The sequence below is a fragment of the Methylobacterium crusticola genome (genome assembly GCF_003574465.1).
In the GTDB taxonomy this organism is placed as follows: Bacteria; Pseudomonadota; Alphaproteobacteria; order Rhizobiales; family Beijerinckiaceae; genus Methylobacterium; species Methylobacterium crusticola.
In genome coordinates, this window is the sequence record NZ_QOWC01000270.1 from 1 (window position 1) to 8,708 (window position 8,708).

General features: G+C 74.2%; 10 protein-coding genes and 1 pseudogene. 4 read left to right on the forward strand and 7 right to left on the reverse strand.

Features of this window, described 5'->3' with window-relative positions; genetic code table 11:
• A partial coding sequence (gene ccmI / locus DT057_RS32625) for a c-type cytochrome biogenesis protein CcmI (protein ID WP_128566187.1) occupies positions 1–857 on the reverse strand: 857 nt, incomplete at its 3' end.
• 71 nt (positions 858–928) lie between these two features.
• Between ccmI and DT057_RS32630 the strand changes: the two are divergent.
• Positions 929–1,447, forward strand: a pseudogene (locus DT057_RS32630) (methyl-accepting chemotaxis protein); the annotation flags it as partial.
• A 95-nt stretch (positions 1,448–1,542) separates the two neighbouring features.
• Here DT057_RS32630 and DT057_RS32635 read toward each other — a convergent pair.
• The 3 genes from DT057_RS32635 to DT057_RS32645 form a co-directional block, all read right to left on the reverse strand.
• Positions 1,543–1,932: a hypothetical protein gene (locus DT057_RS32635; protein ID WP_128566189.1), complete on the reverse strand. Its 390-nt coding sequence runs from the start codon at positions 1,930–1,932 to the stop codon at positions 1,543–1,545.
• 11 nt (positions 1,933–1,943) lie between these two features.
• Entirely contained in the window at positions 1,944–3,236 is a 1,293-nt protein-coding gene (locus DT057_RS32640) for a hypothetical protein (RefSeq protein WP_128566190.1), read from the reverse strand.
• A 294-nt stretch (positions 3,237–3,530) separates the two neighbouring features.
• A complete protein-coding gene (locus DT057_RS32645; RefSeq protein ID WP_128566191.1) occupies positions 3,531–3,815 on the reverse strand; it encodes a hypothetical protein in 285 nt (94 codons plus the stop codon).
• 338 nt (positions 3,816–4,153) lie between these two features.
• Here DT057_RS32645 and DT057_RS32650 point away from each other — a divergent pair, with 338 nt between their 5' ends.
• Positions 4,154–5,257: a helix-turn-helix transcriptional regulator gene (locus DT057_RS32650; protein WP_128566192.1), complete on the forward strand. Its 1,104-nt coding sequence runs from the start codon at positions 4,154–4,156 to the stop codon at positions 5,255–5,257.
• Positions 5,258–5,295: 38 nt separating this feature from the next.
• Here the strand turns inward: DT057_RS32650 and DT057_RS32655 are convergent, their stop codons facing one another.
• The 3 genes from DT057_RS32655 to DT057_RS32665 form a co-directional block, all read right to left on the reverse strand.
• Positions 5,296–6,693, reverse strand: coding sequence for a sensor histidine kinase (locus DT057_RS32655; RefSeq protein ID WP_238313210.1), 1,398 nt, complete (start codon positions 6,691–6,693; stop codon positions 5,296–5,298).
• Positions 6,694–6,773: 80 nt separating this feature from the next.
• A complete protein-coding gene (locus DT057_RS32660) occupies positions 6,774–7,451 on the reverse strand; it encodes a response regulator transcription factor (RefSeq protein ID WP_128566194.1) in 678 nt (225 codons plus the stop codon).
• Between the two features lie 10 nt (positions 7,452–7,461).
• Complete coding sequence (locus DT057_RS32665) at positions 7,462–7,842, reverse strand: PepSY domain-containing protein (protein WP_128566195.1); 381 nt, start codon at positions 7,840–7,842, stop codon at positions 7,462–7,464.
• 287 nt (positions 7,843–8,129) lie between these two features.
• Here DT057_RS32665 and DT057_RS32670 point away from each other — a divergent pair, with 287 nt between their 5' ends.
• Together DT057_RS32670 and DT057_RS32675 are read left to right on the forward strand one after the other, a co-directional pair.
• On the forward strand, positions 8,130–8,342 hold the full coding sequence (locus DT057_RS32670; protein WP_128566196.1) for a hypothetical protein: 213 nt from the start codon (positions 8,130–8,132) through the stop codon (positions 8,340–8,342).
• Positions 8,343–8,417: 75 nt separating this feature from the next.
• Positions 8,418–8,708, forward strand: a 291-nt coding sequence (locus DT057_RS32675; RefSeq protein WP_128566197.1) for a hypothetical protein, incomplete at its 3' end; no start/stop codon positions are given.

The following is an 8,708-nucleotide window of genomic DNA, read 5'->3' on the forward strand; positions in this document are numbered from 1 at the left end:
CCGAGGCGCCCGACCGCGTCGCGCACCAGCGGCAGCCACGGCGCCTCGGGGGGCGAGATCGCCGCGAGGTCGGCGTAGCGGGCGAGCGCGAGGTCGCGCTCGCCGTCCTGCTCGGCCGCCCGGGCGAGGTAGAACCGCGCCTTGACGGCCTTGTCGTCGCGGGCGAGCGCCCGCTCGAAGGCGGCCCGCGCCTTGTCGGAGACCACGCCGTCGCCCGCCGCCACCAGGGCCTCGCCGTAATCGGAGAGCCGCCCGGCCTCCTCGCCGAGAATGCGCAGGGCCGATTCGTAGGCCTTGATCGCGTCCTCGGTCCGGCCGGAGCGGAGGTAGATCGGCGCCAGCACCGACCAGCCCCGGCCGTCCTCCGGCACCTTGGCGAGGTGGGCCTCGATCTGCGCCACCGCCGCCGCGAGGTCGCGCCCGTCGCCGCGGGCGGCGGCGAGGCGCTCCGCCTGCGGCTGGGCCGGCAGGTCGGGCGAGCCGTAGATGCCGTAGACCAGGAGGGCGACGAGGGGCACGGTGGAGAGCGCGAACGCCGAGGCGGCCCGGCGCCGGCGCAGGGCCGGCTCGCCGACCGCGCCGCCCCCGGCCGCCTTGTCGTCGCCGCGGCTCGCCCGCAGGAGCCGCCGGGCCGCCTCCGCCCGGGCGGCCTGCGCCTCCGGCGGCGCCAGCAGGCCGCGGGCGGCGTCGCGCTCGATCTCGCGCAGCTGGTCCTTGTAGAACCCGGTCTCGGTCGCGATCAGGGCCTCGCCGCCGGCCCCGGGCACCGCGAGGCCGGGGCGGCGCGAGACCGGCCAGAGCAGCGCCAGCACCGCGAGGCCGGTCATGAGCGCGAAGATGAGCCAGATCGCCGTCATGGCCCCGGTTTAGCCCTGCGGCCGGGCCGACACGATTCGGCGGCTCGGCGACACGGTGTCACGCAAGGCCGGCCGCGCGCATCGGGGACGTGGTCGGGCTGATCTCGGCGATCGCCGGGGAGACCAACCTGCTCGCGCTCAGCGCCACCATCGAGGCCTCCCGGGCCGGGGAGGCGGGCCGCGGCTTCGCGGTCGTGGCCGCCGAGGTGAAGGGGCTCGCCGCCCAGACCGCCCGGGCGACCGGCGAGATCACGAGCCAGATCGGCCGCATCCAGGGCTCGACCGGCCGGGCCGCGGCGGCGGTCGCCGGCATCACCGACCGCATCCGCGAGATCAGCGCCGTCTCGGCCGGCATCGCGGCGGCCGTGGAGCAGCAGGGCGCCGCCACGCGGGAGATCGTGGACACCGTCGCGCAGGCGGCGGGCGGGACCGCCACCGTCACCCGCAACATCGCCGGGGTGGCGGACGCCGCCGGGCAGGCGGACGCCGCGGCGGGCCAGGTCCTCGCCGCGGCGTCCGAATTGTCGCGCCAGTCCGAGCACCTGAGCGGCGAGGTGGCGCACTTCCTCCACTCCGTGCAGGCCGCATGAGCAGCCCGTGCCGGTCGCGTGAGGCGCCGGCCGCGTGGTGCGGGGCGGGGGCCCCCCGGCGATCCGGCCTGCCTCGCGCGACGGTCGCCCGGGGGTCAGCGCCCGGTCGTGGTCCCGGTCCGGGTGACCGGCACCAGCCCGAAGACGTTCTGGTAGCCCTGGCGCTCGAACAGGATGTTGATCTCGCGCTGGCGCTCGGTCACGACGGTGAAGGGGTAGCGGTAGCGGGTGTCGAGCGCCGGCAGCACGCCCGGGCAGGAGACGTAGGACAGCCTGACCTGCGTGAAGCAGACCGTCTGCTGGCGCGCGTAGGCCGAGAGGAGCGGGTCGACGCAGCGCCCGTCCGCGAGGCGGCCTTCGGGGCAGGCGCGCGGCGCGGGCGCTGCCGGGAGGAGGGGCTGGGCCGGGGCCGCCCGGGCGGCCGGGGGCGGAAGGAGGGCCGGCAGCGCCAGAAGGGCGAGGGCCGCGGAAGTCGGGATGCGCATCGCGATCGTCCTCAGAACTTGAGCGTGGCGCCGCCGCTGAACGACCAGCCGCGGTAGCTCAGGCGGGGCTGGCCGGTGCCCGGAATGACGCCGAAAGGATCGAAGATCTTGTCCGGACTGGCCTCCTCCCGGACGAAGATGCGCTCGCCGCGCCAGGAGAGCGCGACGCCCTCCGACGCCGCGTATTGCAGCACGCCGCCGACGCCGTAGCGCTCCCGCTGCGGCACGAACAGCAGCGTGCGCGCGTCGAAGGCGTTGCGGTCGCGGTAGAGGTAGCCGAGGCTCGGGCCGATGCCGAGGGCCCCGACGGTGTAGAGCGTGTCGAGGCCGACCCGGTAGAGGTTGCTGTTGGAGTTGAACGCCTCCCGGATCAGGGTGCCGAGGGCCGCGCCCGGCACGAGGTTGTTCTCCGTGTGGGTGAAGGAGGCCGAGAGGGTCGTGGTCCAGGCGGGCGACCAGGTGTAGGCGGCCTGGCCCGAGACGGAGAGGCGCTCGCCGCCGCGCAGGGAGGTCACGCCGTCGATGCGGGTGGCGCTCTCGGCCGCGTAGATCACCGCGAGGTTCGCGAAGACCGGCCCCTCCTGGTAGCTCAGCGAGGCGTTGGCCGACACGGTGTCGCCCGGCTGCAGCCGCGTCGCGGCGGTGACGTTCGTGAAGGGGTCCGTCGCGCCCTCCCGGCTGTAGCCCCCGCGGAACGTGGCGCCGACGCCGAGGGAGACCAGCATCGTGTCGCCGAGCGGCACGTTGACGCCGAGCGTCGGGCCGACGTTGAGCCCCTCGCCGAAGGTCGGGACGTCGACGAGGTCGGAATCGAGCCGGGCCAGGAACCGCGTGCCGTCCAGGAAGGTGGTGCCGGTCGGCAGGTTGACGCCGACCGACAGGAAGGGCTGGAAGCCGTCGAGCCCCAGGTAGGTGGCGGTGGTGGAGAGCTGGGTGTCGAGGGCGGTGCGCACGCCGCCGGTCAGGCCCGGCGTGGTCTGGCGCGAGTCGACGTAGCCGCCCCGCAGGGTCAGTTCGAGGCGCAGGTTCTCGGACGGCTGCCCGTTCAGCCCGAGGCCAATGGGCAGGTAGACCTGCGAGCCCTCGCCGCGCGCGCCCGTCGGCGCGACGCCGAGCGGCTGCCCCTTGGTGCCGCTGAACGAGAAGTAGCGGAACTCGCTGTTCAGGGTCGTGGTCCAGGCCGGCACGAAGGCGGCCTCCACGTCGGCCGGCGCCGGCGCCAGGTCCGCGGCCTGCGCCAAGTCCGCGGCCTGCGCCGCCCCGCAGAGCAGGCCGGCCGCGCCGGCCCATCGTAACAGTCTCATCAGATCCCCCAAGGTCCCCGGCGCGGCGTCCGGCTGGCCGGAACGGACCGTCCGGGCGATCATGCCGCTGCGGAAGATTCCATGATTCGTCGAAATCGATCGGCGGCAATCCGGATAGAGGCGCCCGGCAATCGCGGGTCTACTACGGCGAATTGCAGGATATTGAAGTTCGTCCGCCGCGTGTGGCGGCGGATGCCTCGTCCTGGGCTTCGTGCATCGGCGCGGTCGGGGGCGTGCGGAGCCGCCCGGCCCACACCGCGGCACGCAGCGCCTCGACCGGGCGGATGACGCGCCTCAGCGCAGCTTCATGCCCGGGTTGATGTTGCCGGGGCTGAGGACCTTGCCGCTCTTCAGGCTGGCGCCGTCCTGACCGACCAGGTTCTTGGACACGGCGATCTGGTTATTGCCCTGAACGCCGACGCCCGGGCCGCTCTTGAAGGCGTTCCGGTCGAGGGAAATGTTCTGCTTGGGCATCGCCGCGCAGGCGACGCCCTGGCAGGCGGCCTGCGCGGGTCCCGCCGCGATCGCCCCCATGGTCGCCAGCACGGCCGCGACGCCCAGCACCTGTATTTGCATCATGATGATCTCCCACTCGTGAACGTCCAGACGGATCCGATGGAAACAGCAACAAATCGGCACGAGCTTTCGCCTCGATCGCGCCTGGTCTTGAGCGCGGCCGTGTCCCTGTTCTCATTTCCAGTACGCGACTGTAGCGCTGCCGCCTCGTTCGCTCGTCGTGCTGGCGCCGCCTGACGCAATGTAGATGCGATCGAGGGCCGGATGACTATCCTCACTTGTGGGGATAGCGTAGAAAAAATCGCGCAGGTACGCGTGTCTGCCGTTCGGTCAGGGGCGTTCACGCGCAATCTTGCCGGACGTCGCGCCGCGCCGCAGAGTCGATGATCCGGTCAAGAATCATGTCACGCCTTCGAGCGAACCAGATCGCCGCGATCTACGCAGCGGCCTCCGAGGCCGATGCACTCGACCGCATCACCGCGGTCATCCGCGAAGCCCTCGACGTCGACAGCGTCGGAATCTGGATGATTGAGAACGGCCGCATCGCGGAGCTGACGCTGACGGAGGACATCGTGGCGTCGGCCGCGGATTACCTGGCCTACTACCAGACCCTCGATCCCTGGGGCGGGGCGCAGCCGCGCCTCTCGAACCGGGCCCTCCTCGGCAGCGACTTCGTCAGCGAGGAGAGCCTGCTGCGCTCGGAATTCTACAACGACTTCGCGCGGCACTACGGCATGCTGCGGCCGCTCGGCATCGTGCTCGACGTGGCGCCGGGATTGCGGGCCTCGCTCTCGCTCAACCGGGTCGCCGGCAGCCGCCTGCTGGCGACGGAGGACAAGCCCGTCGTCGAGGAGATCGGGCTCCACGTCCGCGGGGCGCTGCGCCTGTACACAGCCCTGCAGGAGGAGCGCAGGCACCGGGGCTGGGACAGCCGCACCCTCGACCTGCTGGGGTTCGGCGTCGTGATCTGCGCCGGGGACGGGGTGATCCTGTACGCCAACCCGGTCGCGCACGCGCTGTCCCGGGCCGGGGCCGGGATCGTGCTCGGCGACGCGCGGGCGGGGCTCGGCACCCGGGACCCGGCGGACGGGCCGGCGCTCCGGGCGCTCGTGCGCGCCGCCGCGGTCGAGGGGCGCCCCGGCGCGATGCGGGTCGCGGGCGCCGATGGCGGCGCCCTCTCGGTCGTCGCGACGCCGGTGCCGGAGCCGGGCGGGGAGCGCCTGCGCGGGGGGCAGGCCTTCCTGGGCGTGAGCCGGACCGCGACGGCGCCGGACCTCCAGCACGCCACCCTGCGCCGGCTCTTCGGCCTGAGCCCGGCGCAGGCCGAGCTCTGCCTGCAGCTCGCCGACGGCAAGACCTTCGAGGAGGCGGCCACCGGGCGCGGCATCGCCGTCACGACCGCCCGCACCCACTTCAAGGCGATCCTCGGCCGCACGCGGACGCGCAACCTGCGCGACCTCCTGCGGCTGCTGTCCTCCCTGCCGCCCGTGCGCCTGCCGCCGTGAGGCAGCCCCTCAGGTCCGAGCCGCCGTGAGGCGGCCCCTCAGGCCTGGCCGGCCGGACTCGCGTCCCCGGGCACCTCGATCACCGCGCGCAGGCCGCCCAGGCCCGCCGCGTCGAGGCGCAGGCGGCCCCGGTAGAGCGCCGCGAGGTCCGACACGATCGAGAGCCCGAGGCCGGAGCCGGGCTTGGTCTCGTCGAGGCGCCGGCCGCGCTCGAGCACCGCCGCCCGGGCCTCCGGCGGCAGGCCCGGCCCGTCATCCTCCACGGTGACGATCAGGTGCGGGTACTCGCCCTGGCCGATGACCTCGGCCCGGATCGAGACCCGGGACTGCGCCCACTTGGCGGCGTTGTCGACGAGGTTGCCGATCATCTCCTCGAAGTCCTGGCGCTCGCCGCGGAAGCGCAGCCCCGGGGTCACGGCGGTCTCGAAGGCGAGGTCCTTCTCGTAGAAGATCTTGCCGAAGGTGCGCACGAGGGCGGCCACCACCGGCTCGACGTCCGTGAAGGTGCCGAGCGCGCCCGCGAGCGCCGCCGCCCGGGCGCGGTCGAGGTGGTAGTTGACCTGGTCGCGCATCACGGCGGCCTGCTCGCGCACCTTGACGGCGAGCTCGCTCGAGGCGTCGCCGGCCGAGGCCTCGTTGACGATGATGCTCAGCGGGGTCTTGAGCGCGTGCGCAAGGTTGCCGACCTGGGTGCGCGCCCGCTCCAGGATCTCGCGGTTGGTCTCGAGCAGCAGGTTCACCTCGCCGGCGAGGGGCGCGATGTCCCGCGGGTACTCGCCCGAGATGCGGTCGGCCTCGCCGCGGCGGATGGCGCCGAGGGCGGCCCGGAGCTTGATCAGGGGGGCGAGGCCGAAGCGGATCTGGAGCAGGGTGGTCAGGCCGAGCGACAGCCCGAGGAGCGCGAAGGTGGTGGTCAGCGCGAGCGTGAAGCGCCGCATGTCGGCGGCGATCTCGTCCGAGGGACCGGCGACCCGCACGAGGTAGCGCCCCTCCTCGCCGAGGTCGACGGTGCGCTCGATGATGCGCAGCGGCCGGTCGTCCTGCGCCTTGCCGTAGCCCTTGCGCAGCTGCCCCGAGCCGGCCTCGCCCACCGCGTTGTCGGGCGGCGGCAGCGGCACCCCCACGAGGGAGCGCGAGGTGCGCAGGTCCCGCGGCTTGGCGTTGGGCCGCCCGACCTGCCAGTACCAGCCCGAGAGCGGCAGGTCGAAGCGCGGGTCGCCGAGCGCCCCGAAGACCCGGGCCTCCGAGTCGGAGGGGGAGACGAGGTTGGTGGCGAGGTCGTTGGCATAGACGAGGAGCCGGCTGTCGAAGGCCCGCTCCGTCGTCTCGCGGTAGAGCGCCGAGAGGATCAGGCCGGCGATCAGCAGGATCAGCGCGCTCGACAGCAGCGCCGAGACCACGAGGCGGACCGCGATCGAGCGCCGCCGCCACGGCAGCCAGAACGGCCGGCGGGCCGGCGGCGCGGCGCCGAGCGCGGTCTCGGGCGCCGCGGCCGCGCTCCGGCCGGCGAGGGCCGTCACGGGGGCGGTCCGCCGGCGCCCGGCTCGATCAGGTAGCCGAGGCCGCGCACGGTCTGGATCAGGTCGACCGCGAGCTTCTTGCGCAGGCGCCCGACGAAGACCTCGATGGTGTTCGAGTCGCGGTCGAAATCCTGGTCGTAGAGGTGCTCGGTCAGCTCGGCCCGGGACACCACCCGGCCGGTATGGTGCATCAGGTAGGAGAGCAGCCGGTACTCGTGGGAGGTGAGCTTGACCGGGCTGCCGTCCACGAACACCCGGCCCGAGCGGGTGTCGAGCACCACCGGCCCGGCGCTGATCTGGCTCGTGGCGTGGCCGGCGGTGCGGCGCAGGAGCGCCCGCACCCGGGCGAGCAGCTCCTCCATGTGGAAGGGCTTGGTGACGTAGTCGTCGGCGCCGGCGTCGAAGCCGTTGACCTTGTCGCTCCAGCGGTCGCGGGCGGTCAGGATGATGACCGGCGTCTTGATCTGCGACCGGCGCCAGCCGGAGAGCACCGAGACCCCGTCGGCCTTGGGCAGCCCCATGTCGAGGATGATGCAGTCGTAGGGCTCGGTCTCCCCCAGGAAGGCGCCCTCCTCGCCGTCGAACGCCTTGTCGACGGCGTAGCCCGCCTCTTCCAGGGCGGTCACGACCTGCCTGTTGAGATCCCGATCATCCTCGACGACGAGCAGACGCACGGTGCGATCCTCACCATTGCCCGGAGACTTGGCCCGACCGGGCATCCACCATCACGTGCACGAACTGCCCGTCCTTGCGCAAGGCCGTCAGCATGTAGACCAGGACCTCGTCCCGGCGGCAGAGGTTGGCCCGCACGATGTCGGCCCGCGGCACCGCCGCGCGGGCGGCGCGGATCGCCGCCACCGGCTCGACCACCCGCTTCTCGGCCACGGCCTCGCGCAGGTCGCCGGGCGACAGGCAGGTCTGGCCCGTCGCCTGGGCGGCGTGCACCGGCTGGGCCGGCACCGCCACCGCCGCGGTCTCGCCCGCATCCTGCGCGGCCGCGAGCCAGCCCGTCGCACCGACGAGGCCGAGGAGGCCGCAGACCAGGAGGGGAACGGACTGACGCATGGCTCGGACCATCGGCACCCGGCACTGAATGCGGCCTGAATGGCAGCGTGCTCCCGATCGCGGGCGGCGCGTGTCACAACCTCGTGTCCGCGGCCCCGGCGGAGCCGGCCGCCCGCTGCCCGGAGGGCGCGCCGCTCCGATTCACGGTTCGCTCACGCTGGGAAAACGCCGCCGTGCCGGCGCGCCGCGCGCCCGGCCTCCGGCGACCGCTTTCTCAATCTTCCTCCGCCACAGCGTCCCGAGGCCGGCGCCAGCATTCGGCGCCGGCCCAGGACGAGGATATGCGCGTGAGTGACGAAACCCATCCCGCGCCGGGCGGCCGCCTCCCGGACCGGACCGGCGTGCGGCCCCGGCACCCGGGGGAGAGCCCGCCCGCCCGCAGGCCGGAGCGGCCGCCCGCACAGGGCTACGACCCGCACTTCCCGCCGGCCCAGCCGCGATCCGCCGAGGGCTGCCGCCCCGTCCGGCGCGACCGCGACGAGGTCTGGTCGGGCTACTGACGCCGCGGCCGGGGCGGCCCCGCGGGCGAGGCATGGTTAAGGCTTTCCTCACCGGCCCGCCCGACGCTTCCCGCGATGACGGATTCGACGATGCGCGCCGCGGCCACGATCCTGCTCCTCCTCGCCAGTCCGGCGCCGGCCCGGGCCCAGACGGCGGACGGCCCCCTCAGGCTGCGCATCCACCCGAACGGCGCGTCCGCGACCCCCGGCGACGGGCCCGCCCTCGACGCCGCCGAGATCGCCCGCGCGGCACTGGCCGCCCGCGAGGCGTTCGAGGCGCGCGTCACCGCCCGGGCCCGGCGCGCCGTCGCGTCGGTCTGCACCGGCTGCCTCGCGCCCGAGCCCGCCGCGACGGGCGCGCTGCCC